The 24135-nt window shown below is 70.9% G+C and carries 27 protein-coding genes and 3 pseudogenes; 17 read left to right on the top strand and 13 right to left on the bottom strand.

Translation table 11 applies throughout. The annotated features are described in order from the left end of the window. Positions 1–22: 22 nt before the first annotated feature. The 5 genes from BM085_RS30585 to BM085_RS30565 all read right to left on the bottom strand — a co-directional run bounded on the left by BM085_RS30585 (position 23) and on the right by BM085_RS30565 (position 5017). Positions 23–460, bottom strand: coding sequence for a Fur family transcriptional regulator (locus BM085_RS30585; protein WP_093890326.1), 438 nt, complete (start codon positions 458–460; stop codon positions 23–25). A 247-nt stretch (positions 461–707) separates the two neighbouring features. Then, positions 708–1922: a cytochrome P450 gene (locus BM085_RS30580; protein WP_093890325.1), complete on the bottom strand. Its 1215-nt coding sequence runs from the start codon at positions 1920–1922 to the stop codon at positions 708–710. Positions 1923–2085: 163 nt separating this feature from the next. Further along, on the bottom strand, positions 2086–2490 hold the full coding sequence (locus BM085_RS30575; protein ID WP_093890324.1) for a type II toxin-antitoxin system VapC family toxin: 405 nt from the start codon (positions 2488–2490) through the stop codon (positions 2086–2088). Next, entirely contained in the window at positions 2483–2764 is a 282-nt protein-coding gene (locus BM085_RS30570; protein WP_093890323.1) for a type II toxin-antitoxin system Phd/YefM family antitoxin, read from the bottom strand. Before BM085_RS30570 ends, BM085_RS30575 begins: the two co-directional genes overlap by 8 nt. Positions 2765–2923: 159 nt before the next feature. Further along, on the bottom strand, positions 2924–5017 hold the full coding sequence (locus tag BM085_RS30565) for an MMPL family transporter (protein ID WP_093890322.1): 2094 nt from the start codon (positions 5015–5017) through the stop codon (positions 2924–2926). Positions 5018–5092: 75 nt separating this feature from the next. Between BM085_RS30565 and BM085_RS30560 the strand changes: the two genes are divergently transcribed. Further along, positions 5093–5563, top strand: coding sequence for a MarR family transcriptional regulator (locus BM085_RS30560; protein ID WP_093890321.1), 471 nt, complete (start codon positions 5093–5095; stop codon positions 5561–5563). 303 nt (positions 5564–5866) lie between these two features. Here BM085_RS30560 and BM085_RS46260 read toward each other — a convergent pair. After that, positions 5867–6718: pseudogene (locus BM085_RS46260) on the bottom strand (serine hydrolase domain-containing protein); the annotation flags it as partial. Between the two features lie 273 nt (positions 6719–6991). Between BM085_RS46260 and BM085_RS30550 the strand changes: the two are divergent. Further along, a complete protein-coding gene (locus tag BM085_RS30550; RefSeq protein ID WP_245789786.1) occupies positions 6992–7603 on the top strand; it encodes a TetR/AcrR family transcriptional regulator in 612 nt (203 codons plus the stop codon). A 101-nt stretch (positions 7604–7704) separates the two neighbouring features. Here BM085_RS30550 and BM085_RS30545 read toward each other — a convergent pair. The 3 genes and pseudogenes from BM085_RS30545 to BM085_RS30535 form a co-directional block, all read right to left on the bottom strand. Continuing rightward, positions 7705–8241, bottom strand: a pseudogene (locus tag BM085_RS30545) (MFS transporter); the annotation flags it as partial. Positions 8242–8401: 160 nt separating this feature from the next. After that, positions 8402–8890: a MarR family winged helix-turn-helix transcriptional regulator gene (locus tag BM085_RS30540; RefSeq protein WP_093890320.1), complete on the bottom strand. Its 489-nt coding sequence runs from the start codon at positions 8888–8890 to the stop codon at positions 8402–8404. 91 nt (positions 8891–8981) lie between these two features. Further along, positions 8982–9455 (bottom strand): RrF2 family transcriptional regulator, encoded by a 474-nt coding sequence (locus tag BM085_RS30535; protein ID WP_093890319.1) that lies wholly within the window; start codon positions 9453–9455, stop codon positions 8982–8984. A gap of 83 nt (positions 9456–9538) precedes the next feature. On the opposite strand from BM085_RS30535, the gene BM085_RS30530 reads away from it, so the two are divergent. Together BM085_RS30530 and BM085_RS30525 are read left to right on the top strand one after the other, a co-directional pair. After that, positions 9539–10282, top strand: coding sequence for an SDR family oxidoreductase (locus BM085_RS30530; RefSeq protein WP_093890318.1), 744 nt, complete (start codon positions 9539–9541; stop codon positions 10280–10282). Between the two features lie 133 nt (positions 10283–10415). Beyond that, positions 10416–11063: an SRPBCC family protein gene (locus BM085_RS30525; protein WP_093890317.1), complete on the top strand. Its 648-nt coding sequence runs from the start codon at positions 10416–10418 to the stop codon at positions 11061–11063. Positions 11064–11176: 113 nt separating this feature from the next. Here BM085_RS30525 and BM085_RS30520 read toward each other — a convergent pair whose 3' ends face one another. Continuing rightward, positions 11177–11821, bottom strand: a complete 645-nt coding sequence (locus BM085_RS30520) for a TetR/AcrR family transcriptional regulator (protein WP_093890316.1) — start codon at positions 11819–11821, stop codon at positions 11177–11179. Between the two features lie 52 nt (positions 11822–11873). Between BM085_RS30520 and BM085_RS30515 the strand changes: the two genes are divergently transcribed. Continuing rightward, positions 11874–12173 (top strand): hypothetical protein, encoded by a 300-nt coding sequence (locus BM085_RS30515; RefSeq protein ID WP_093890315.1) that lies wholly within the window; start codon positions 11874–11876, stop codon positions 12171–12173. Between the two features lie 238 nt (positions 12174–12411). Then, positions 12412–12618 carry a hypothetical protein gene (locus BM085_RS30510; RefSeq protein ID WP_093890314.1) on the top strand — a complete coding sequence of 69 codons (207 nt, stop codon included), beginning with the start codon at positions 12412–12414 and terminating at the stop codon, positions 12616–12618. A 225-nt stretch (positions 12619–12843) separates the two neighbouring features. Here the strand turns inward: BM085_RS30510 and BM085_RS30505 are convergent, their stop codons facing one another. After that, positions 12844–13401 (bottom strand): YceI family protein, encoded by a 558-nt coding sequence (locus tag BM085_RS30505; protein ID WP_093890313.1) that lies wholly within the window; start codon positions 13399–13401, stop codon positions 12844–12846. A 218-nt stretch (positions 13402–13619) separates the two neighbouring features. On the opposite strand from BM085_RS30505, the gene BM085_RS44750 reads away from it, so the two are divergent. From BM085_RS44750 to BM085_RS30455, 11 genes are all read left to right on the top strand, one after another. Next, positions 13620–13769, top strand: coding sequence for a hypothetical protein (locus BM085_RS44750; protein ID WP_156055948.1), 150 nt, complete (start codon positions 13620–13622; stop codon positions 13767–13769). A 72-nt stretch (positions 13770–13841) separates the two neighbouring features. Then, positions 13842–14804 (top strand): MvdC/MvdD family ATP grasp protein, encoded by a 963-nt coding sequence (locus tag BM085_RS30500; protein ID WP_093890312.1) that lies wholly within the window; start codon positions 13842–13844, stop codon positions 14802–14804. After that, the gene (locus BM085_RS30495) at positions 14804–15805 is read left to right on the top strand and encodes a TIGR04500 family putative peptide maturation system protein (protein ID WP_093890311.1); all 1002 of its coding nucleotides are present in this window, start codon (positions 14804–14806) and stop codon (positions 15803–15805) included. Before BM085_RS30500 ends, BM085_RS30495 begins: the two co-directional genes overlap by 1 nt. Further along, positions 15802–15990, top strand: coding sequence for a hypothetical protein (locus BM085_RS30490; RefSeq protein ID WP_143121130.1), 189 nt, complete (start codon positions 15802–15804; stop codon positions 15988–15990). Before BM085_RS30495 ends, BM085_RS30490 begins: the two co-directional genes overlap by 4 nt. Positions 15991–16075: 85 nt before the next feature. After that, positions 16076–18193, top strand: coding sequence for a peptidase domain-containing ABC transporter (locus BM085_RS30485; RefSeq protein WP_245789785.1), 2118 nt, complete (start codon positions 16076–16078; stop codon positions 18191–18193). Between the two features lie 240 nt (positions 18194–18433). Beyond that, a complete protein-coding gene (locus tag BM085_RS30480; protein ID WP_093890400.1) occupies positions 18434–18844 on the top strand; it encodes a TOBE domain-containing protein in 411 nt (136 codons plus the stop codon). A 9-nt stretch (positions 18845–18853) separates the two neighbouring features. Next, on the top strand, positions 18854–19639 hold the full coding sequence (modA, locus tag BM085_RS30475) for a molybdate ABC transporter substrate-binding protein (RefSeq protein WP_093890308.1): 786 nt from the start codon (positions 18854–18856) through the stop codon (positions 19637–19639). 5 nt (positions 19640–19644) lie between these two features. After that, on the top strand, positions 19645–20493 hold the full coding sequence (locus BM085_RS30470; RefSeq protein WP_093890307.1) for an ABC transporter permease: 849 nt from the start codon (positions 19645–19647) through the stop codon (positions 20491–20493). After that, the gene (locus tag BM085_RS30465; protein ID WP_093890306.1) at positions 20490–21521 is read left to right on the top strand and encodes an ABC transporter ATP-binding protein; all 1032 of its coding nucleotides are present in this window, start codon (positions 20490–20492) and stop codon (positions 21519–21521) included. The genes BM085_RS30470 and BM085_RS30465 overlap by 4 nt, the downstream gene beginning before the upstream one ends. A 200-nt stretch (positions 21522–21721) precedes the next feature. Further along, the gene (locus BM085_RS30460) at positions 21722–22066 is read left to right on the top strand and encodes a hypothetical protein (RefSeq protein ID WP_093890305.1); all 345 of its coding nucleotides are present in this window, start codon (positions 21722–21724) and stop codon (positions 22064–22066) included. A gap of 11 nt (positions 22067–22077) precedes the next feature. Continuing rightward, positions 22078–22563, top strand: a complete 486-nt coding sequence (locus BM085_RS30455) for a hypothetical protein (RefSeq protein WP_093890399.1) — start codon at positions 22078–22080, stop codon at positions 22561–22563. Between the two features lie 175 nt (positions 22564–22738). Here the strand turns inward: BM085_RS30455 and BM085_RS30450 are convergent, their stop codons facing one another. Beyond that, entirely contained in the window at positions 22739–23527 is a 789-nt protein-coding gene (locus BM085_RS30450) for a maleylpyruvate isomerase family mycothiol-dependent enzyme (RefSeq protein ID WP_093890304.1), read from the bottom strand. 360 nt (positions 23528–23887) lie between these two features. Beyond that, positions 23888–24040, bottom strand: a pseudogene (locus BM085_RS30445) (transposase); the annotation flags it as partial. Positions 24041–24135: the final 95 nt, after the last annotated feature.

Here is a 24135-nt window from a genome sequence, read left to right as displayed (position 1 = left end):
CTTCCGGACAGCTGATCACTGTTCAGGCACTGCGGGGGGTGGAACAGCCGGGGCACAGGCCCCAGTAGATGACCTCGGCCTCGTCGATCGAGAAGCCGTGGTCGTCGGACGCGGTCAGGCAGGGCGTCTCGCCGGCCGCGCAGTCGACGTCGGCGACGGCACCGCACGACCGGCACACGACGTGGTGGTGGTTGTCCCCGACCCGTCCCTCGAACCGGGCCGGGCTGCCGGCCGGTTCGATCCGGCGTACGAGTCCCGCCGCGGTGAGCGCGTAGAGGGCCTCATACACGGCTTGGAGGGAGATGTGACCTACGCGATCGCGCACCCCGGAGGCGATCGTCTCGACATCGAGGTGGTCACCGTCCCGGACTGTCTCGAGCAGCGCGACGCGGGCGGCCGTCACCCGCAGGCCGGCCCCGCGTAGCTCCTCGGCGGTGGTCGGGGGCAGGGATGCGATCATGGCGCCAACTTATCCCCACAAAAACGAACGATTCAAGATAAAAACGAATGATTCAAGACAATAAGTGACCCAAGTCTTGTGCCGTGTCAGGCGGCGTTTGCCCTGCCGTGGCGTGGCGCGCTTCCCTGCGGCCGCCCGCGCCATGCGGGGAGAACCGGCCATCCGCACGCTCTCGCCAGGCCATGCCCTCCCTCCGGGGGACGGGGGGACGGGTGGCGGGAACACGGGCCGGTCCCGGCTCCTCGCGTCAGGAGCCGAGGTCGGCCGAGGTGACCGGCAGCGCGACGGGGCGGTAGGTCAGGCCGTCGCTCCACTCGACGTCTTCGGCCGGAACGGCCAGTCGGAGCCCCGGCCGTTTGACCGCCAGCGCCCTGACGGCCTCGGTGAGCTCCACCCTGGCCAGCGCGGCGGCCAGGCAGCGGTGCGGGCCGTACCCGAAGGCCAGGTGCGGGTGCGGCGGGTGCGTGCCGAAGCGGTGGATGTCGAAGCGCTCCGGCTCGGGGAAGGCGCGGGGGTCGTGGTTGGCGGCGTTGAGGTTGGGCATCACGACCGTCCCGGCTTTCAGGGTGCCGCCCGACAGCTCGACGTCTTCGGTCATCCGGCGCATGAACGCGCTGGCCGGCGGTCCGTCGTAGCGCAGGATCTCCTCGGCCGCGGTGGGCGCCAGCTCCGGCTGAGCGACCAGTTCGTCCCACTGCTCGCGGTGGAGCATGAGGCGGAAGGCTCCCCTGGAGACCATCGAGGCGGTCGTCTCGTGTCCTGCGGTGATCAGCGAGAACACGGTGTTGACCAGCTCGCCCTCGCTCAGCCGGTCGTCGGCGTCGCGGGCCTGCACGAGCAGGTCGATGAGGTCGTCGCCGGGTTCCGTGCGGTGCCGGGCCACCAGGTCGCGGGCGTAGGCCATGAACTCGGTGTAGCCCCGGTGGCGGACCTGTTCGGCCGCGGTGGAGGTGGTGAGGAACATGTCCGTCCAGGCCACGAACTGGTCGTAGTCCTCGTGCGGGACGCCGAGCAGCCGGCAGACGACCTGGCCGGGCAGTCGCACCGCGAACGCGTCCACCAGGTCGAACTCCTCTCCCAGCCTGTCGAGCAGCTCACCGGCGATCGCCGCGATCCAGGGCCGCCACGGCTCGGTCCGGCGGGGCGTGAAGGCTCCGTGCATGATCCGCCGGTAGCGGGTGTGCTCCGGCGGGTCCTGGTTGATCAGCGCGTCGGGGTCGTCGTCGATGCCCATGCCGCTCACCAGCCGTGGCAGACCGGGAAAGCGCAGGTTGCGGCTGGAGGCCGCCGAGCCCAGCAGGGTCCGCACGTCCTCGTATCTGACGGCCACCGGCACCAGATCCCCGCTCGGCATGGCGGCCGGGTCCAGCGGCCCCTCCTTGTGGCGTCGCGCGAACTCCGGCGGCGGCGTGCCCAGCGGTCCGGGGACGATGTCCGTGTTCGGGCTGAGTTCGGAGGTCATCGCACCCCTTCCGTTCCGGGTGCCGTACCGGCGGCCCAAACGGAACGTATGCGGAGGGATGCCCACGGTCAACGCCTTCCGGCGGAGCCGTGACAGCAGCGCTGATTTCGTCGTGCTTGACGACGATGGCGATTCCAGGTCCTTGGGACGCTCCGCGGAATCGTCACACGGACACCACGGTCACTATGCCTTCGAGCCCCTTGAAGTCGGCGTCGTTGCGCGTGTAGAGCGGCAGGCCTCGAGCGGATGCCACCGCCGCGATCATCAGATCCATTCTGCGCGGGCGTGGATCGCGATCGGCGGCGATCGTGAGGGCCACCAGGGTCCCGTAGCGGGCGGCGGCGTCGCCGTCGAAGGGCAGCGGTTCGAAGTCGGTGACGGCTGCTCCGAGTTTCTCCATGCGTGCGGCTCTGGCCCCAGCGCTTTTGGCCATGGCGACGCCTTGGTGGAGTTCGGCGAGGGTGATCGCGGTAATCTCCGGGATGGTCGGCAGCCGCGCTGGGTCGATCAGCTCCAGATCGATGTAAGTGCGGGTGTCGAGCACCCCGGACTCGGCACGATCAGGCATGGTTGCGCTCCCAGGGATCGTTGTCGTCGCCGACGCGATCTTCCGTGCCGAAGAACTCGTCGGCTTCCTGACGCATGCGCTCGTAGTCCACACGCGGTAGCCGGCGATGGCGGGTGACCAGTTCCTCCGCCGTCAGGCGCCGTCTGCGGGCCAGGGGCCGCAGTTCGGCGACCTCGATGCCGTTGCGGGTGATGTGGTAGACCTCACCCGCCTCCACCGCGTCCATGACGGCTGCGGAGTTGTTGCGGAACTCGCGCTGGGTAATCGTCTTCATTCATTCAATGTAGCCCCCTGTGTCTCGGTGTGCTACATCCTTGTGAATGGCCTGTTCGCCGATGAATCCGATGTCGAGGGCACCGGTGCCGAACTCGAACGCCTCGTCGGCCGCGACCTCGCCACAGAGGAGGTCGCGGCCGATGCCCAGGCTGGGCGCCTACTTCGACGCTCCGGCCAGTCCCCGGGACTCCTGCCGTACCTCGGAGCGGCCCAGGCGGCTGGGCCACCAAGCCCGTGGGCCCAGATCCCGTACCAGCGCCGGGACCAGCAGAGACCGCACCACCAAGGTGTCGAGCAGGACGCCGAAGGCGACGATGAAGGCTATCTGCGCGAGGAAGGCCAGGGGGATCACCACCAGCGCGGCGAAGGTGGCGGCGAGCACGACGCCCGCCGAAGTGATCACCCCGCCGGTGGTGACGAGCCCGCGCAGCACACCCTCTCGCGCCCCGTGGTGCGCGGTCTCCTCGCGCACCCTGGACATGAGGAAGATGTTGTAGTCCACACCCAGCGCGACCAGGAAGACGAAGCCGTACAGCGGCACGGAGGCGTCACTGCCGGTGAACCCGAACACGTGCGTGAAGACCAGTGTGGAGACGCCGAGGGTGGCCAGGAAGTTCAGCGCCACGGTGACCACCAGGAGCACGGGCGTCATCAGCGAGCGCAGCAGGACGATCAGGATGAGCAGGATGATCGCCAGGACGACCGGGACGATGAGCAGCGTGTCGTTCTTCGCGGTCTCCGTCGTGTCGTATCGCTGGGCGCTGTACCCGCCGACCATGACGCCGTTCTCGGGGGCGAGCGCGGCGCGCAGGCGTTTGACCGTGTCCTGGGCGGCGTCGCTGTCCGGCGCGTCGCGCAACGTCGCCTCCACCAGCACGCGTCCATCGACGATCTTGGGGGTGTCGCCCGGCCGTCCGCTCTGCGTCGTCGCCGAGGCGTCGGACACACCCTCGACGCCGCCGGCCGCCTCCGCCACGGCCGCGGCACGCTCGGCGGGGGCGACGATGACCGCGGGCTGCCCCGAGCCTCCGGGGAAGTGCTCGCTCAGCGTCGCCTGGGCCGCCACCGACGGCGCGTCGTTCACGAATGTCTCGTCCAGCGGCACGCCTCTGGCGTTCAGTTGCGGCGCGAAGAGGGCGAGGCCGATGAGGGGCAGGACGGTCGCGATCCAGAGCCGGCGCGGATGGCGGTCGACCAGGGCGGCCACGCGGCCCCAGATCCCGCGGGCCGTGGCGTCGGCCGGACGCGGCTTCGCCGGCCACAGGGCGGCGCGCCCCAGCAGGACGAGAGTCGCGGGCAGGAAGGTGAGCGCGCTGAGGGCGGCGCACACGATGCCGATGGCGCCCACCGGGCCGAGCGCGCGGTTGTTGGTCAGGTTGCTGAGCAGCAGCGCGAGCAGGGCCAGGGCCACCGTGGCGGCACTGGCGACGATCGGCTCGAACGAGCGTCGCAGCGCGACGCGGCCCGCGGCGAAGCGGTCGCCGGTGGCGGCCAGTTCCTCCTGGAAGCGGGCGGTCAGCAGCAACGCGTAGTCGGTGGCCGCGCCGATGACCAGGATGAACAGGATGCCCTGCACCTGGCCGTCGACCCGGACGATGTCGCGGTCGGCCAGGAAGTACACCACGGCGCATGCCAGGCCCAGGGCGAAGACCGCGCCGATGATGATGACGAGAGGCAGCAGCACGCTCCGGTACACCGCCAGCAGAATGATCAACACGGTGATCAGCGCCACCCCGAGCAGCAGGCCGTCGATCCCGGCGAAAGCGTCGGACAGGTCGGCCCGGGTGGCCGCCGGTCCCGCCAGCTGAGCCCGCAGGCCGTCGACCGCCAGCGCCGAGCCGATCCGGTCCAGGCTCTCCCCGAGCGAGCCTTCCAGGTCGGCGCCGAGCTGGACCACGCCCTGCAGGGCCTTGCCGTCGTCCGATCCGATGGCGGGGGTGGGCGTCCCGACGACGCCCGCCGTGCCGCGCAGCGAGGCGAGCGTCCGGGTCGCCGCGGCGCTCTGCTCGGGAGTGATGTTCTTCCCGTCCGCGGTCCACACCACGATGAGCGGCTGCGTCTCACCCTCGCGGAAACTCTCCTGCACTTCCAGCACGCGCGTGGACTCCGCGCTCTGCGGCAGGAAAGCGGCCTGGTCGTTGGTGGACACCTCGGTGAGCTTGCCGGCGAACGGCCCCAGCCCTCCGCCGACGGCCAGCCAGACCAGCACCAGCAGCGCCGGAACAAGCCAGCGGATCGGTTGCCGCGCCATGAGATCACCTTTCCGTGATGCCATATAACTCGATTATTGAGATACTCAATTGTTGAGTTAATGTAGCATGACGGCATGAACGGCGATAACCAGGGGGGCATCGACCTGCAGTCCTTCGCGGTACGGCTGCGCCGGATGACCGCCGAGTTCAACCGCATCGCCCACGAGTTCGCCCACGAGCACGGGCTGCACACCACCGACGTCCAGGCCCTCATCAAGATCTTCGATGCTCCGTCGCCGATCACCCCGAGCCGGTTGCGGGAGGAGCTGAACCTCACGTCGGGCGCCATCACCGCGTGCCTCGACCGGCTGGAGCGGGCCGGGCACATCCGCCGGGTCCGCGACGTGCACGACCGGCGCGTGGTCCACGTGCACTACCTCGACGCGGCGCAGGAATTCGCCGCGGCCTTCTTCCGCCCGCTCGGCCGTAGCACGGACAACGCCCTGCGGCGTTTCAGCCCGGAGGAGTTGCACGCCGTGGCCGCCTTTCTCGACGCCATGAACGAGGAACTCGACGTGTTGCGAGCCGCGCCGCGTTCTTCCTGACCGTGCTTTCGAGCGCGCGGGTTGAACGGTTGCGTACCGGCGTCGAGTTTTCTCGTTCTTCCTGACCGCCGACTGGGTGCCGCGGTGGTGTGCGACCGGGTGAGGAACACCCGGCCCCGGACGTAACCGGTCACCATCGGCATGATCGTGCTGAGGCGGCGCTGTCGGCAGGTCTGAACGATCATGGTTTGAAGGGCGCCGTGGAGCGCGCGCGAGCAGGTCCGGAATTCCCGGAGGAGGAAGGCGACGACTACGACGTGGACGTGAGCCGCCGTCGGGGAGCAGGGTCTGCATGGCGTTGTGGGTGAGCAGCCAGCCGGTGTGCTGGATCCGTACGGGGCCCTGTTCGGGCTCGCTGGTCGACCACCCCATTCCGTAGCTGCTGCCCTTGCTGGGTGCCCGCATGGTCTCGATACTTCGGGTGGAGACGATCTGCCGGCCGTGCGCACTCCTGCCCTTGTTGTTCTGCATGATCAGCCAGCGGGTCAGGTCGTCGGCCGTGGTGACGACGCCCTGGCTTCCGTTGGCGAACCAGTAGGGGTGGGAGCGCGGGATCACCTGGCCGTAGGCGCGGATGTAGCCCTTGGCGCCGCCCGGCATGTCCTTGGTGGTGTTGACCGTGGTGCTGGCCTTCATGCCGAGCGGCCCGAACACTTTGCCGGACATGTGGTCCGCGAACGGGACCCCGCTCACGACCTCCACCAGTCGTGCGGCGACGAAGTAGTTGGGGTTGTGATAGTTCATCTTGGTGCCCGGTTCGCCGGACAGCTTCGCGCCGCGCATCCTGGCGACGGCGCCGGCCAGCGTGTCGGACTGTGGCAGGGCCAGGTCAGGGAAGGCGGAGTCGGCCATGCCCGAGGTCTGGTTCAGCAACTGCCGTACAGTGATCTTGCCGGCCCGTGGATCCGCCATCTCGAACTCGGGCAGATAGTGACGCACCGGTGTGTCCAGGTTCACCTTGCCCGCCTCGACCAGTTGCATGACGGCCAGGGCGGTGAAGGACTTGGAGAGGGAGGCCACCGGCATCGGCGTCCCCGCCGTGAGGGTCCTGCCGTCCGCACCGTGTCCGTAGCCGGCGGCACGGATGACCTGGTCGCCTCTGGTGACCGCGACCACGGCCCCGGGCAGGCCGGTCCGTGCCAGATAGTCGTTCATGTAGCTGTCGACGGCGGTCGCGTCGAGGGCTCTGCCGGGTGGAGCGGCAGCCGCCGCGGACGCCAGGACCAACTGTGCCAAGGTCACGCCGAACAGGCCGACAGCTTCCTCACGATGTCCTCCGTTCACTGTTCCGTACGGGACAACCGTAGAAATCGGGAGAGGGAGGTCGTATCGCACGATCGACATCGGTCACCCCCGACTTTCGTCGGGGGTGAAGCAGGAGATGCGGCCGTCATCCGACGTCACCGCCACGTGTCTATAGTTAGTGAGGTGTCTGACTCAACGAAGCCCCGGACGCGGGGGGCCGACAAGCGGCGGCAGTTGATGGCCGCCGCCGCCCGGGTCCTGCACCAGCAGGGCGTGGAGCGCACCACCATCGCCGACATCGCCCACGCCGCCGACGTTCCCGTCGGAAACGTGTACTACTACTTCAAGACCAAGGACGCGCTGATCCAGGCCGCCCTGGCCGAGCATTCCGGACACCTCGCGGGACTGATCGGCGAACTCGACAAGCTCCCCTCCCCGCTCGAACGCCTCAAGGCCCTGGTCGACTTGTGGGTGGGCCAGCGCGACGTCGCGGCCCGCTACGGCTGCCCCACCGGCACCCTGGCCGTCGAACTCGACAAACGCGCCGAGGGAGGCATGGACCTGGAGGCGGGCAAGGTCATCCGGTTGTTGCTGGACTGGGTGGAACGCCAATTCCGCGAGCTGGGACTGCCCGACCCCGACGATCTCGCGCTCACGCTCGTCGCCGCCTACCAGGGCATGTCACTGCTGGCCAACGCCCTGCGCGACCCGGAGATCATGACCCGCGAGGGGAGCCGCCTCATCCGCTGGCTGGACTCCCTGCCCGACGACGGCACCGGCCGCCGGAACTCCTGAGGATCCGGCTCCCCGTCGCCGGTCAGACGCCTCAGAGGTGCATCGCGACCACCGCCTGCGCCCGCGACGGCCTCGTGCGGCGCGCCTGCATCTCGCTGGAACCCGGCGGCGAGGCCGGCCCCACGCTCGTCCGGCAGTGCCCGGATCGCCAGCACGATCGTGGCCAGCCCGATCGGCAGGTTGATGAAGAAGATCCAGTTCCAGCTGAGGGCATCGGTGAGGACCCCGCCCAGGACCTGGCCGATCGAGGCGCCGGCGGCGCCGGTGAAGCTGAAGACGCCGATCGCCTTCGCGCGCTCCTCGGCCCCGGTGAACAACGTCACCAGGATGCCCAGAACGACCGCGGAGGCCATGGCGCTGCCGACGCCCTGCAGGAACCGGGCGGCGATCAGCATGCCGGGGCCGGTGGCCGCTCCGGCCAGCAGCGACGCGGCGGTGAAGACCGCGTTGCCTGCCAGGAACATGGCTTTACGGCCGATGAGGTCGCCCAGCCGGCCGGCCAGGAGCAGCAGGCCGCCGAAAGCGATCAGGTACGCGTTGACGGTCCAGCTGAGCCCGGCGGGCGAGAAGCCCAGATCTCGCTGGATGGCCGGCATCGCCACGGTCACGATGCTGCCGTCCAGGATCGTCATCAGCATCGCGGCGGACAGCACGGTCAGCGCCAGCCGGCGTGATCGGGGCGTGCCGGTGCGAGGCGGTCGAGGGGAAGGCGGGGTGTGCGACATCGTCGGCTCCTGTTCGGAAGGGAACAGGAGCGACCGTAGCAGATAGTTTTTTTGTAGACGATCCCTTGTGGATCTATTTTGTGCGCTGCCGTGCCCGCCGGACCCCTTGGGTCGCCTCGACGGGGGTGGCCAGATGTCCCGTCACCAGGCGGTTCATGGCTCGCACGAGCGCCTCGCCCTCGTTTTCGGGCAGCGCGCCCAGGGCGGCCTTGTGCACGCTGTCGACGATCTCCTGGCTCTGCCTCGCGACCTCCGCGCCCTTCTCGGTGACCGCGATGATCCGGGCCCGCCGGTCCGTGCTCGACGGGCGGCGCTCGGCGAGCCCCGCCTTCTCCAGGGCGTCGACCGTGACCACCATCGTGGTCTTGTCCATGTCGCCGATCTCGGCGAGCTGGATCTGCGTGCGCTCCTCCTCCAGGGCGTGAACCAGCACGCAGTGCATGCGTGCCGTCAGCCCGATCTCGGCGAGCGCCGCCGCCATCTGGGTTCTCAGGACGTGGCCGGCATGGTCCAGCAGGAACGACAGGTCCGGCTCGGTGCGGGTGGGTGCCATGGCGGTCATGTCACCAGCGTAGCAACTAGTTCCGTTCTGGATTATCGATAAGGAATCCCATCGAGCCCCTCCGCGGGCTTCGGCGTCGCCCGCGGACGGACTACACCGTCCCCGCCAGGCGCAGCCGGGTGCGGGACGGCGCCGACGGGGGCAGCGAGGCGAGGATGCCGGCGAGGGTGACCCCGGCGAGGCTGCGCCGCCACGCCTCGTGCGCGTCGGCCATTTTCTCGGCGAGGACGCAGGTGCGGCGGCAGTCCTCCGGGGGCAGCGCCCCCCGTCCCTGCTGGCGGATCTCGCGGCACTCATACGGTGAGGACGTGCCGTCGACGGCCTCGACGATCTGCAGGAGCGTGATCTCGGAGGCGGGCCGCGCGAGCCGGAATCCTCCCCTCGGGCCCGTGGTCGCGGCCAGCAGGCCGGCTCTGACGAGCGCCTTCAGCTGCTTGGTGAGATAGGCCGCCGGGAGGTCGTAGTACTGCGCGAGCTGTGCCGCCGACGCGCTGGCTCCCGGATCGAGCTGTGCCAGCGTCGTGGCGCAGTGCAGGACCCATTCGGTGCTCACAGGCAGCTTCACGGCCCCGAGTCTATCGCAGATATTATGGACCTCTTTAGTCCATGATACCGTCTGCTCGACAGCGAAGAGAAAGAGAGACCGTCATGCGGATCGCAGTCGCCGGCGCGACCGGGAACATCGGGGCGCTCACCGCCGCCGCCCTCGAACGGGACGGGCACAGCGTCGTGCGTGTCAGCCGCTCCCTCGGCGTGGACCTGTCGACCGGTGCCGGGCTCGACGACGCTCTGGCCGGTGTCGAGGCGGTCGTCGACGTGACCAACGGGCCGGCGACCGACCCGGCCGAGACGGTGGCGTACTTCGGCACCACCACGCGGAACCTGATCGCCGCCGAGGAGCGGGCCGGTGTCCGTCACCACGTGCTGCTCTCGATCGCCGCGATCCATCGCGTCGAGGGCAACGCGCACTACGCCGGCAAGCGGGAGCAGGAGCGCCTCGTGGCCGCCGGACCGGTGCCGTGGACGATCGTCCCGGCCACGCAGTTCCACGACTTCGCCGCGATGGTGGCGAGCTGGACCGAGCGGGACGGCGTCGCCACGATCGCGCCGCTGCTCGTGCAGCCGATCGCGCCCGCGGACGTGGCCGACATCCTCGGTGAGATCGCGGTGGGCGAGCCGCAGGGGCATTACGCCGACATCGCCGGGCCCGACCCGCAGGACCTTGTGGACATGGCCCGGCGCACCAATGAGGCGCGCGGCCGCACGGTGAAGCTCGTGCCGACGTGGTCGGCGGTGTTCGGCCCGGCGATGGCCGGCAACGTGATGCTGCCCGGCGAGGGCGCCCGCATCGCGCCGACCACCTTCGACGAGTGGCTCGCGGAACAGCGGTAGATCCGACGAGGGGCCGGCGCCGCGCCGGGTCACGTTTTCGGAGTTGGGGGTTCCAAATCCCCCTGAGGGTTCTAAATCACGAGGACATGCGATAAAAGATCATTTGTCCTTATCATCTCTTTTTGAGGTACATGTGAAGAAGCTCCTTCGACTTCTTGCCACCCCGCTGTTCGCCGCGGCCCTCGTTCTCACCGCCTTCTCCGGTCCCGCCCGCGCCGACGTTCCCGAGAGCGATGCCGAACTCGCCGTCGAGTGGCAGGCCGCGTGGGACACCTACAGGTTCTACGACTCCGCGCCCCCTCCCCTTCCGGGGTCGGGGCGGAGCCGGGACAAGGCCCGCATCTCCATCGAGATCGACGCCCCGGTGGAACACGTGTTCGCCGCGTATTCGGATATCAACCACCACATCGGCATGCATTCGTTCCTGAAGCGCGTCGTCACCCACGACGACCGGTCTCAGGCCGGCACGCGCACCATCGATTTCACGGCCATAGAGGAGATCCCGTACCAGGGCACGATCGTCACCAGCAAGACGCACGCGCAACAGCGCATTGACCAGGCCGGCCTCAGATACGAGACGGACACCTGGTCGCTGCCCGGCGTCGTCACGCACCAGAAAATCCTCTTCAAGGAGCGGGACAACGGGAAGACCGAGGTGATCGAGCACCTCACCTTCGACGCGGACACCTCGCTGATCGATTTCGTCGTCACGAACGGCGTCGCCTCCCACGAGCAGACGCAGGCGGCCCTCAAGCAGGCGATCGAGAGCGGCGAGCTCTGATCCGCCGCCGGGCGGGGCTCGTTCTTCGTACGCGCCCCGCCCGGCCCACCCCCGCCACGTGGACGCGATCGGACACCGATCGACGGCGGCGGCACTCTCGACGAGGCCGGGGATCAGGCGAGCAGGAGCCGGCACCAGGAGTCGGCGAGCCAGCGCTCGTAATGCTCATGCGTCCACCGGCGGTCGCGGACGAGAAGAAGGTAGAGCTCGGGGGAGTTGGTCGCCCAGATGACGTCCGCCGCTTCTTCGACCTCGACCCTCAGCCGGCCCGTCGCCGCCAGGTCGGCGGCCAGCAGGCGCATGTTGGCGGCCCGCCGTTCCGCGATCTCGTGCCACAGCTCGGCGAGTTCGGGTGAGGCCGGCGCGGCCGTCTGCAGCACGCCGAACAGCGGCCCGAGCCGAGCATGGATCCGGCTCATCGCGGCCGCGTAGCCGGCCAGCTTGCGTGCCGCGTCGGGCTGGGCCCGGATGTCCCGTACGTAGTCGCGCTCCAGAGCGGGCACCGCGTGGTCCTCTCCGGAGATCGCCGCCTCGACGAGGAGGCGGAAGAGCGCGGGTTTGGCGCCGACCGAGGCGTAGACGGTGTCGGTGTTGACCCCGGCGCTCCTGGCGATGGCGGCCATGGTGGTGGTCGCGTAGCCCCGCTCAAGGAACAGCGCGGTGGCCGCGTCGAGGATGGCCTGCCTGGTACGGCCCGCGGTCGCGTGCCGCAGGCTCGTGTCGTAGCGCCTCTTGACGCGTTTGTCGTCAGCGGTCATGCTCGCATTATTGATCCGAGACAGTCTCGGATCAAATTACGGAAGAGTCGCGATGCCGTACGCGTTCACCTACGAAGTCCCGATCGGCCCTGACACCTACGCCCGGATCAAGGACGAGCTGGGACCCGATTCGCCGCCCGGCATGATCCTTCACCTCGCCCACAACACCGATCAGGGTCTGCGCTACGTGGAGGTGTGGGAGTCCAAGGAGGCCTACCTCGATTTCGTGGACAAACGCCTCCATCCGGTCGTCGACCGGGTGGTCACCCAGGCACTGGGCTTCCGCCCGCCCGAGCCCCCCGTGACGATGCTCGATTTCGTCGACGTCTGGACCGGAGACCCCGCCGCGTAGGACATCACCGCTGGACGACATCACCGCCCCCGGCGCCGTGCCGCCGGTCTGTGCGGCCGGCTCGGCCTCCGGGCCGTCGCACCGGATCGCGCCCGGACCCGCCGTGGCCGTGCTCCTCGCCGGCGTGGCAGGCTGAGCCCGTGGACGAGTCGACGCTTCAACCGAAGGTTCTCCAGGTGGTCCGGGCCCACGGGCGGCACCGCCGGGTCGCCCTCTCGCGGGCGGAGGGACGCCGCGGATGAGTGAGCAGGCAGAGCCGGTGGAGCCGGCGATCTGCTCGGCGAAGGGCTGCCGGGCGGCGGCGTCGTATGCCGTGATCTGGAACAATCCCCGGATTCACGCGCCGGAGCGGGAGAAGGTCTGGGCGGCCTGCGAGGAGCACCGCCAGTCGCTCGCCGGCTTCCTGGACGTGCGCGGGTTCCTGCGCCGGGTGGAGAGGTTGTAGGCGCCGCCTCAGCGGCGCACGCCTTTCCCGCAGGCGCGCCGGGAAGCCCGCGCGTCTTCCCGCAGGCGCGCCGGGAAGCCCGCATGCCTTTCCCACAGGCGCGTCCGGAAGCGCGCACGTCTTCCCCGAAAGCACGCGCGGATTCCCCGGAAGCGCACATGCCTTTCCCGGAAGCCCGCATGCCTTTCCCGCAGGCGCGTGCGGACCGGCTCCGCCCGGCCGGGGTCACCGCTCCGGGGTGAGGCCGAGGTCGAACCGTACCTCGACCTCGTCGCTGATTTTGAGCGTGCCGAAGAACGCCGAGTAGGGCCGGATCCCCCATCGGGTCTGTGCGATGACCGCCGAACCGCGCACGCGGCCCTCGGCCAGCACGCCCTGCACCGTGACGGGCCGGGTGACGCCGACGATGGTGAGATCGCCCTCGACGCGGAACGACTCCGCGGTCCCGCCGACCCGCGTCGACCGGAACGTGATCGTCGGGTGGCGCCCGGCGTGAAGGATCTTCTCCTGGAGGATCTTCTTGATCTCCCGGCGGTCGGAGTCGCTGAGCGGCTTGACGCCGCCGGTCCCCTCCCGGACCTCGAACGACTCGACGTCGGCCTCGACGGTCACCGAGGAGCCGGCCGGGTCGGCGGGGTCGACCGTGGCGTCGCCGCGCCAGCGGGTGACCTCGATGGTGAGGTCATGACCGGCCTTCGCGCCCAGTCCGGTGCGGGTCGTATTGACGAGGAGCCGGCCGGATTCGGGCCCCAAGGGGTGGCTACCAGCGGTGATGCTCACCATTCCAGGCTAGCTCGCACCCGGAGGGCCGCGGTGACCCGGTGAGGGGACCCGGCCCCCGGCGGGACGCGGCGCCGGTCCCAGGCTCCCCCCTTGTCCGCTGCCAGGATGACGGAAGATCAATCGCGCGGCGGACGCCCCGCCGCGTTCTCCCCGCCTAATTTGCTCGGCGAGACGGATCACGCCGTGTGATCCGGCCGGCAGAAAGTTGGGGGATACATATGAGCAGGACGCGTACCACGCTCGACGACATCGCGGCTCTCGGTCCCGAGCTCGACGAGGGGCAGCTTCTTCAGGTCAGCGGTGGGGCGAAGAGCCAGGTCATCACGATTCACGGCAACCACTCGCACACCTCCGGCGACAGCAACTGATCCGCCGCGGGGGCGCGCGACGCCGCGCCCCCGCGCTGGGAGCCGCAGCGCCGACCCGCGGGAGCCGTAGCGATGATCCTCGTCCTGACCTCTGACGGAGACGACCACGCCGATCGGGTCGTGAAACCGCTCACGGCCGCCGGCGCGGACGTCGTCGTCTTCGACCCCGCCTCCTACCCGACCGCCGCCACCCTGGAGATCAGCCACTCCGGGGACGGTTCGACCGGCCGCGTGCTCGACGCCGGCGGCCGGCGGCTCGTCCTCGACGATCTGGCCGCGCTCTGGTACCGCCGGCCGCTGAGCCCGGCGGCGCATCCGCGGGTCGCCGCCCGCGCCTACGTGGAGGAGGAGTGCCGGATCATGGCCGAGAGCCTCTGGGACAGCCTCGGCTGCCTCACGGTCCCCGCCTCCCGGCCGGTCATCGACCGCGCCGGGCGCAAGCCGTACCAGCTCGAACAGGCCCGGCGGCTGGGTTTCGAGCTACCCGCGACGCTGGTCACGACCGACCCCGAGAGCTTCCTCGACTTCTACGACCGTCATGAGGGGCGCGTGATCACCAAGCCGGTGCACGGCAACCAGCCGGAGGCGGGTGGCGAGCGGTTCGGCCGGTTCGCGGCGCCCGTCTCGACGGCGGACGTCGCGCACGCGGACGCGTTGCGCTTCTGCCCGGTCATCGTCCAGGCCTACGTGCCCAAGCGGGTCGAGCTGCGGGTGACCGTGGTCGGGCAGGAGGTCTTCGCGGCGGAGATCCACTCCCAGGTGAGCAACCACACGCGTTACGACTGGCGGCACTACGACCCGGGCGCCACGCCCATCCGGGCGCACGAGCTGCCCGAGGAGATCTCCGTTCGGTGCACGGCACTGGTCGAGCGGCTCGGGCTGACCTACGGCGCGATCGACCTGATCCTCACCCCGGACGGCCGCTACGTCTTCCTTGAGATCAATCCGAACGGCCAGTTCCTCTGGATCGAGGACGCGACCGGGCTGCCCATCGGCGCGGCGATCGGCGATCTGCTCATGAGCGGGGTGAGGTGATGGCGGACGGGCGGATGCTCGCCGACGCGGTCGGCCTGCTCAGCGGCGGTACGGCGGAGCGGGACCTGGCCGGGTTCAGGGCGGCCCACCCCCAGGTGCGGGTACGGCTGATCAGCCAGCGGGAGGAGTACGACGGATCGCTCCAGCACGCCCTGCTCGTCAAGGAGGGCGACGGCGCCACGGTCTCCCTGTCCTGGTGTCCCGACCGGGCGCTGCCCTGGCCGCTGCGAGGGGTGCACCGGGCCGGTGAGCATCTGCTGCTCCGGGTCAACGGTGTCGAGACCTCCGTGGCCCGTGCCGTCGCCTGCCTGGACTTCATCTGGGACGAATCCCGGCTGGCCGACCGCCTCATCACCGACAGTCTGGTGCGCGAGGTGATGGAGGAGGCGCCGGAGCCGCTGACCGACACCGAGCTGCAGGCGGCGATGGACGCCTTCCGCCGGGCGCGCGGGCTGCTGACCGGCGGGGAGACCCGGGCGTGGATGGACCGCAACCGCGTCTCCCACGACGAGCTGGAGGAGCTGGTCGCGGTCGAGGCGTCGGTGGCGCGGCTCCGCTCGCGGGTGGCCGCCGGGCACGTCGAGGACTGGTTCGCCGAGCACGGTCACGGGCTCGACGTCGTCCGCGTCGCGAAGGTCGTGCTCGACGCCGGGGCCGGCCTCCGCGTGCCGGATCCCGGTGGATTCCTGGAGAGCGTGGAGCGGGCGTTCGCGGACGGCACGGCCAGGCCGGGGGAGGTGTTCGCCTCCCTGCGGAGGGAGGAACTGGACCCCGCGACGGCCGACCTGGTCTTCGGGGCCGAGCCGGGGACGGTGGCCGGGCCCTTCGAGACCGAGGAGGGCCAGTTGCTGATCAAGGTGCTGGCGGTGGAGCCCGCCGTCCTCGACGACGCCGTCCGTGTCCTGGCCGAGCGGAGGATCTTCGCCGAATGGGTCGAGCGGCGCAGGAGCACCGCGAAGATCGAGTGGTTCTGGGGTACGGCCGAGCGGACCGGGACGTGAGCGGGCTCCCGTTCCGGGAGAGGGCCCTCCATCACCACCTGGCCTCCCGGCGGCGCGTCGAGCGGTTGCGTACGGTCTCCGGCAAGGTCCTGCTCGGCCTGTGGGTCTACGTGGGACTGCTCGCGCTGTCGATGACCGGGGTGGTGCTGATCGGGATCCTGCCGGCGCTCGGGCCGGCGCGATGACGGGGGCCGGTGCGATGACCGGGACAGCGATGGCGGGGACAGGGATGACGGGGCCGGCGTCCGGGGCGGGGCGATGAGGCGGCGGGTGCCGGTCATCAGGCAGAGCACGGTCGCCGACTGCGGCGCGGCCTGCCTGGCGATGGTCCTCGGCCACCATGGACGCCGTACGACGATCCGTGAGGTCGGTGAGCACCTCCAGGTGTCGCGGGACGGGCTGACCGCGTTCGCGATCGCGGAGGCCGCGAGGTCGTACGGCCTGCGCACCAAGGCACTCTCCCTCACTCCCCGGCAGCTCGCCGCGGTGCCGGGCCCCTCCGTCGTGCACTGGGAGTTCAACCACTTCCTGGTCGTCGAGCGCTGGCGTCCGGACGTCGTCGAGGTCGTCGATCCCGCCTCCGGCCGGCGCAGGCTCACACCGGAGGAGTTCGACACCGGGTTCACCGGGGTCGTCCTGGCCTTCGAGCCCGGCCCCGGGTTCAGCGTCGAGGCGCCGGAGCGCCGGCCGTGGCGCCGGGACCTGATCCGCGCGGCCCTGACGCGCCACCGCGGGCTGCTGCTCCAGGCGCTGCTGGCCTCCTTCCTGCTGCAGGTGCTCGCCCTCGTCGTACCGGCGTTCACCGCGCTCGTCGTCGACGAGGTCCTCCCCGGTGAGGACCACTACCTGATCCGGATCCTCGCGGTGGGGCTCGGCTTCGTCGTGCTCACCCAGTCGGTCCTCGGCTACCTCCGTAGCGCCGTGCTGCTCGTGCTGCGGGCGCGGGCCGACACCGACCTCACGGCGGGGGTGATCGGCCACCTGTTCGCGCTGCCCTACCGGTTCTTCACCCTTCGCGGCACGAGCGACCTGGTCATGCGCACGCAGAGCGCGGCCAACCTGCGGGCCATGATGTCGGGCCAGCTGCTCTCCGCGCTGCTCGACGGCCCGCTGGCCGTGGTCTTCATGGTCCTGATCCTGTTGCGCGACCCCGTCCTCGGAGGGTGCCTGGCCGCGGTGGCGGCCGTCCAGGTCGTGCTGCTGCTGGCCACCCGGCGGCGGATCACGGATCTCACCGGGCGCGGGCTGACCGCCGCCGCCACGACTCAGGGCCGTCTCATCGAGTCCATCGGGGGGATCGAGACGCTCAAGGCGTCCAGCGCGGAGTGGCGCGCGGTGGAGCGGTGGTCCGGGATGTTCACCGCCCAGATGAACGCCGACATGCGCCTGGGGCTGACGCGCGGGGTCCTGGACGCGGCCCTGTCGGGGGTCAGGATCCTCGGTCCCGCGATGCTGCTGCTCGTGGGCGCGTCCCAGGTGCTGGACGGGGAGCTGAGCCTGGGGACGATGCTCGCGCTCAACGCGCTGGCCGTCTCCGCCCTCACCCCGCTGACCTCGCTGCTGACCAGCCTGCAGGAGCTTCAGGAGGCCGGGGCGCACTTCGAGCGCCTGGCCGACATCGTCGAGGCCGAGCCCGAGCGGGGCGGCCGGAAGCTGCCGGTCCTCCACGGGGAGGTGGTGCTGCGGGATGTGGGATTCCGCTTCGATCCACGTTCTCCGTGGACGCTCAGGCACGTGTCCCTGGCGGTCGGCCCGGGACGGAAGATCGCCCTGGTGGGACCCTCCGGGTCGGGGAAGAGCACGTTGGGACGGGTCCTGCTGGGCCTGTACCAGCCGGTGGAGGGCGAGGTCCGCTACGACGGGGTGCCGGCGGCCGAACTCGATCCGCGCTGGTTGCGCGGCCGGTTCGGCGTGGTCACCCAGGAGCCGCATCTCTTCACCGGGACCATCAGGGAGAACATCGGCCTGACCGTTCCCGGCGCGTCGCTGGAGCAGGTGGTGGCGGCGGCCAGGCTGGCCCGTGTCCACGACGACATCATGACCATGCCCATGGGATACGAGACGATGCTCACCGAGGGCAGCGGCCTCTCCGGCGGCCAGCGCCAGCGGATCGCCCTCGCCCGCGCCCTGCTCCCCCGGCCGCGGGTCCTGCTGCTGGACGAGGCGACCAGCCACCTCGACACCGCCACCGAGGCCGCGATCGAGGAGAACCTCGCCCGGCTGACCCAGACGCGCATCGTGATCGCCCATCGGCTGAGCACCGTGCGCGACGCCGACCAGATCCTCGTCGTCGAGGCGGGCGGCGTCGCCGAGCGGGGCACCCATGACGAGCTGATGCGACTCGGCGGGCGATACGCCGCCCTGACCGAGCGGCAGGCCGTCCGCTAGATGTATTGACCCGCGGCGTTGTCGGCACGGCTGCTGGGGCGGTCTTCGTTGCGGGCCAGGGAGGGGCGCGGTTCCTTGAGGGCCTGGGAGGATCGCGGTGAGCGGGCCGTGCGCCCGCGGTGCGCGGAGAGGGCCGCTTCCGCTGCTCCCGCAGATGAGATGGCGATCTGGAGAGTGGCCGCGTGATTGCCATGAAATACGGGTATCAGGACCTGAATATGCGAAGGTATGGTGGTTGTCGTGACGACGTTCCGGATCAGTGAGGCCGCCGCGCTGCTCGGGGTCAGCTCCGACACCGTGCGCCGATGGGTCGACGCCGGCCGGCTTCCGGCCCGCCGGGACGAGCACGGCCACCGGACGGTGGCGGGCGCGGACCTGGCGGCGTTCGCGCGCTCGCAGGTCGAGGCCGAGAACGGCTCGGGGCACTCCTCGGCACGTAACCGCTTCCGCGGGATCGTGACCGAGGTGATCAAGGACGCGGTGATGGCCCAGGTGGAGATCGCCGCCGGGCCGTACCGGGTGGTGTCGCTGATGAGCCGCCAGGCGGCCGACGAGCTGGGCCTGGAGGTGGGGGTGGTGGCGGTCGCCGTGATCAAGTCCACCAACGTCGTCGTGGAGATCCCCGACCGCGTCCGCGCGGTGAGCCAGTAAGGAGCCCCGTTGTTCAGGCGTCTTCCCCGGTGGACCGTCACGGTCCCGCTCGCCCTCACCCTGGCCGCCGGTCTCTCCGGGTGCGGCGCCGGCGGCCAGGCCGCCCCCGCGGCCTCCGGCGGTGGTGCGGCCACGACGCTGACGGTGTTCGCCGCCGCGTCGCTGACCGGCACGTTCGGCGAGCTGGGCGAGGTCTTCGAGGCCGCCCACCCGGGCACGGAGGTGAGGTTCAACTTCGGATCCAGCGCCACGCTGGCCCAGCAGATCGTCCAGGGCGCCCCGGCCGACGTGTTCGCCGCCGCCAGCCCCGCCACGATGAAGACCGTCACCGACGTCTCCCTGGCCGCCGGCCCGGCCACGTTCGCGCGCAACAAGCTGCAGATCGCCGTCCCGGCCGACAACCCGGCCAAGGTGGACGGCCTGGCGGACCTGGCGGACCCGAAGGTCAAGGTCGCCCTGTGCGCCGCCCAGGTGCCGTGCGGCGCGGCGGCGGTCAAGGCACTGGACGCGGCCGGGCTCACGGTCACCCCGGTCACCCTGGAGCAGGACGTCAAGGCCACGCTGACCAAGGTGTCGCTCGGCGAGGTGGACGCCGCCCTGGTCTACCGGACCGACGTGCTCGCCTCCGGCGGCAAGGTCAAGGGCATCGACTTCCCCGAGGCGGACAAGGCGATCAACGACTACCCGATCGCCGCGCTGTCCAAGGCGGCGGAGCCGGCCAGGCAGTTCGTCGAGCTGGTCCTGTCGCAGCAGGGCAAGGACGTGCTGACCAAGGCCGGCTTCGAAGCTCCCTGAGCGATATGACACCTTCCCCGACGTCGGCCGGCCCGGACGGCGCACCGCGCCGCTCCGGCCCGGCGCGCGGTACGGCGGGCCGCCTCCCGTGGGTGCTGGTCCTGCCCGCCGTGCTCGGCATGGCCTTCCTGGTGCTGCCGCTGGCCGGGCTGCTGGTGCGCGCCCCCTGGTCCACCCTGGCCCGACGGCTGGCCGAGCCGCAGGTGCTGGAGGCGCTGCGGCTGTCGCTGGTGACCGCGACCCTGGCCACGCTGCTGTGCCTGCTGCTCGGCGTGCCGCTGGCGTGGCTGCTGGCCCGCGTCGCCTTCCCCGGCCGTCGCCTGGCGCGGGCGCTGATCACCGTCCCCCTCGTGCTGCCTCCGGTGGTGGGGGGCGTCGCGCTGCTGCTCGTGCTGGGGCGGCGCGGCCTGATCGGCCAGTGGCTGGACGCCACCTTCGGCATCACCCTGCCGTTCACCACCGCCGGGGTGGTGATCGCCGAGGCGTTCGTCGCCATGCCGTTCCTGGTCATCAGCGTCGAGGGCGCGCTGCGCGCCGCCGACCTGCGGCTGGAGGAGGCCGCCGCCACCCTGGGGGCCTCCCGCTGGGTCATCTTCCGCCGCGTCACCCTGCCCCTGATCGCGCCGGGCGTCCTGGCGGGAACCGTCCTGTGCTGGGCCCGCGCGCTGGGCGAGTTCGGGGCCACCATCACCTTCGCCGGAAACTTCCCCGGGCAGACCCAGACCATGCCGCTGGCCGTCTACCTCGCCCTGGAGACCGAACCCGAGGCGGCCATCGTGCTCAGCCTCGTCCTGCTGACCGTCTCCGTCGTCATCCTGGCCAGCCTGCGCGACAAGTGGACGGCCGGCCCATGACCCTGCGCGCCCGTCTCGTCGTCGCCCGGCCCCGCTTCCGCCTGGACATCGACCTGGAGGTCGCCTCCGGCCAGGTCGTCGCCCTGCTCGGTCCCAACGGCGCGGGCAAGACCACCGCGCTGCGCGCCCTGGCCGGGCTCACCGCCATGGACGGCGGCCACATCACCCTGGACGGCGACCCGCTGCACACGTTCGCGGCCGAGCGCCGCCCGATCGGCGTGGTCTTCCAGGACTACCTGCTCTTCCCGCACCTGTCCGCGCTGGACAACGTCGCCTTCGGCCCGCGCTGCCACGGCGCGTCCAGAGCCGACGCGCGCCGTACGGCCGCCGCGTGGCTGCGGCGCGTCGGGCTGGCCGAGCACGCGGACGCCCGGCCCCGGCAGTTGTCGGGCGGTCAGGCCCAGCGCGTCGCCCTGGCCCGCGCCCTGGCCGTGGAGCCGCGCCTGCTGCTGCTGGACGAGCCGCTGGCCGCTCTCGACGCCCACACCCGGCTGGAGATCCGCTCCCGGCTCCGCCGCCACCTGGCCGACTTCGACGGCGCCGTCGTGCTGGTCACCCACGATCCGCTGGACGCGATGGTGCTCGCCGACCGGCTGGTGGTCATCGAGAACGGCGCCGTCGTCCAGCAGGGCACCCCGGCCGAGGTGGCCCGCCGCCCACGCACCGACTACGTCGCCCGCCTGGTCGGCCTCAACCTCTACCGGGGCACCGCCACCGGCCAGCAGGTCAAGGTCGGCGACATGCTCCTCAGCGTCGCCGACCACCTCGACGGTCCCGCGTTCGTCGCGTTCTCACCCGCCGCGGTCGCCCTGTACCGCACCCGCCCGGACGGCACCCCGCGCAACCTCTGGCAGGCCACGATCGAGGGGCTCGAACGGCACGGCGACAACGTCCGCATCCACCTGGAGGGGCCGCTCACCGCCTCGGCCGACGTCACCCCCGCCGCCGTGGCCGACCTCGACCTGAGTCCCGGCCGGCGGGTCTGGGCCTCCGTCAAGGCCACCGAGACCCACGCCTACCCCGCGTGAGCCGGGCCTGGCCGGAGAGCCGCAGTCCCACGCGCCGGTCACGCGCGGGCGTTCTCCCGCACGACCGGCGGCCCCCGGCGTATCCGCCGCACCAGAACACCTTCAATCTCAGCTGATTTTCATGCCGCACAGAGGTTGATCTGAGACGACGTGGCCAGTCTGGAAGTAACCGGTAAGGACGTCACGCTGGACGGAGCACGGTGAAATCAGGGAAAACGGAGCTGGCTCTGGTGGCACTCGCCGCCTGTGTCTCACTCACCGCCTGCGGCGGATCGACGGCGGAGCAGACGCCTGCCCCCACGACGAACACAAGCGGATCGACCCGGTCGGGGAAGGTCTCGGCGAACACCGCCGGTGAGGCCGAGATCGCCGCCGCGCTCAGAACCGCCGGCGTGTCCAACCCCGAACGATGGGCGAAGGAGGTCGTCGAATACCGGCCCTACGCCGCCGATGACAGCGACCTCACCTCGCTGCGTGAGAACCTCGCCAAGTACAACCCGGGTCAGGACACAGTGAACAAGATCATATCGGCGCTGAAGCCTTGAACGGCGGCCTCGTGACGCTGCGCCGCGGCCTCATCGCCCTGACCGTGCTGAGCATCCTCGGCACCGCCTTCGAGCTGGCCACCGAACGCCACTGGCAGACCTGGGAGCAGCTCCTGCCCTGGGGCGCGCTGGTCCTTCTCGCGGCAGGGGTCGCGCTGCCGGTGCTCCACGACTCCCCACGTGTGATCGTCGCGGTCCGGGGACTCGCGGTGGCCGTGGTGCTGGTGGCGCTGTTCGGCGTCTACGCCCACGTGGCCGCCAACTACGAGGCCGGCTTCCTCGACCAGCGATACGCCGGCACGTGGGAGACCCTCCCCGTCCTCTCCAGCTGGTGGTACGCCCTGACCAAGTCGGTGGGGCCGGCGCCGCCCCTCGCGCCCGGCATGCTCGCCCAGACCGCCTTCCTGCTGCTGCTGTCCACCTCCGCCCGCCGGGCGAGCGGAAGGAACGGACCGCCCGCGCCGGCTGTCGTCTACCGGCAGTCCCATCCGTCGTAGGAGTGTGGGGCGACCCGATGGGAGGAACCGTGCGCTCCATGGGGGCCGGCGTCTCCGGTGAGGCAGGGGGCCCGCCCGGTCGCGCCCGGTCGTGCTCGGTTCCGTCCGGTCTCGCTCGCTTCCACTCGGTTCCGCCCGGCCCCACCCGGTCTCGCTCGGGCGCGCTCGGACGGGCTCAGCTGAGTGAGGCCCGCTCCAGCCAGAAGTCCAGCAGCGCCGGATCGCCCAGCACCTCCACCCGATCGCTGTCCGCCGGCAGCCGCCGGTAGAAGACCAGCAGGACATCGGTGAGCGGGCCGCGTAGCGCGACGGTGGCCTTCGTGTGGCCGCGGCGCCAGGTGAAGCCGTCCGCCCCGAACTCGATGAGCCACTCGGCGTCCAGCTCGGCGCCGGTGTCGGTCGCGTGGAGGTGGATGCTCCTGCCGGAGCCGCGCAGCTCCGCGAGGGCGGGGGAGCCGCCGGCCTGCTGGCCGCTCAGCAGTTCCAGGAACTCGTCGACGGCGTCGGCCGCCACCTCGGGGGCGACGGTGAAACCGCTGCCCACCGCGGTGGCCGCGTCGGCGCGGTGGATCACCAGGTCGTGCAGCCCACGGCGGACCCAGAAGGCCGTGCTCCCCTGGAACGTCCAGATCCGCGCCTCGGCGTCGGGGCCCGCCTCGCGCAGCGTGCCCGCGTATCGTGCGGCCCCCTCGGCGAGCCAGGCGTCCAGCTCGGCCGGGTCGTCGCCGTCCGGTCCCGTCACGCCGGGGACCTGCTTGCCGGGGTCGTCCACACTCTCCCCGGTCCGGACCGCCGTCTCGCAGGTGCGGAGATTGCCGCCGATGTGCCGGACGAGCCCGGCGAGCGTCCAACCGGGGCAGGTCGGCACGTCCGCGGACAGGTCGGCGCCCTTCAGGAGCTCCCTGAGCAGGTCGGTCTGAGTGATGATCTCGTCGCAGTAGCGGTCGTGCCCCAGGAGTGCCATACGCCTGCCAATGTCTCGATGATGCTTGCCGTCCCGCCATTCTCCGGGCCTTCCCCGTCTCCGTGAAGACGGCCGGGCCGATTAGGGGGTGCTGATCGCCGGGGGCGAGGGGCGGGGGCGAGGGGCGACGGGCGCCCCTTCCCCCGGCGGTGTCCGGGCGGGTGTGGTTGGGGGCGACCCGACCGGCTGCCCCCGGCTCGGCGCTCACGGGAGTCCGGCGCTCACGGGAGTCCGGCGCGCACGGGGTTCAGCGCTTATGGACGCAGTGTTCACGGGTTCAGCGTGATCTGGCGTGGAACCCCGGGCGTTCAAGCCCGGGAGGAATCGCTTCCCGGTCCTGGGGGTGTGAACGTCCGGTCGTCAGTCCGGGCGTTTTGAGGTTTTCGATGCACCCTTGATGATGCTCAAGGGTGCGCCGCCACAGGAGGCGGCGACGTAGGACGGCGACCACGAATGGCCGCCCCGCAGATACTCGCGGACGTGAGCGGAGTACTTCTTGCGCAGCAGGCGGGCCGAGGCGCCCTTGTCGGGTTCCCATCACGGTGACATGGACCAAAAGATACCGTGGGCGAGGTGAAGCTGGTGGTGCAGGTGAGACTCCTGCCGAC

The organism is Streptosporangium canum, from assembly GCF_900113865.1.
Taxonomy (GTDB): Bacteria; Actinomycetota; Actinomycetes; order Streptosporangiales; family Streptosporangiaceae; genus Streptosporangium; species Streptosporangium canum.
Note: the sequence above shows the minus strand (reverse complement) of the source record. Positions and strands in the feature narration are given on the sequence as shown.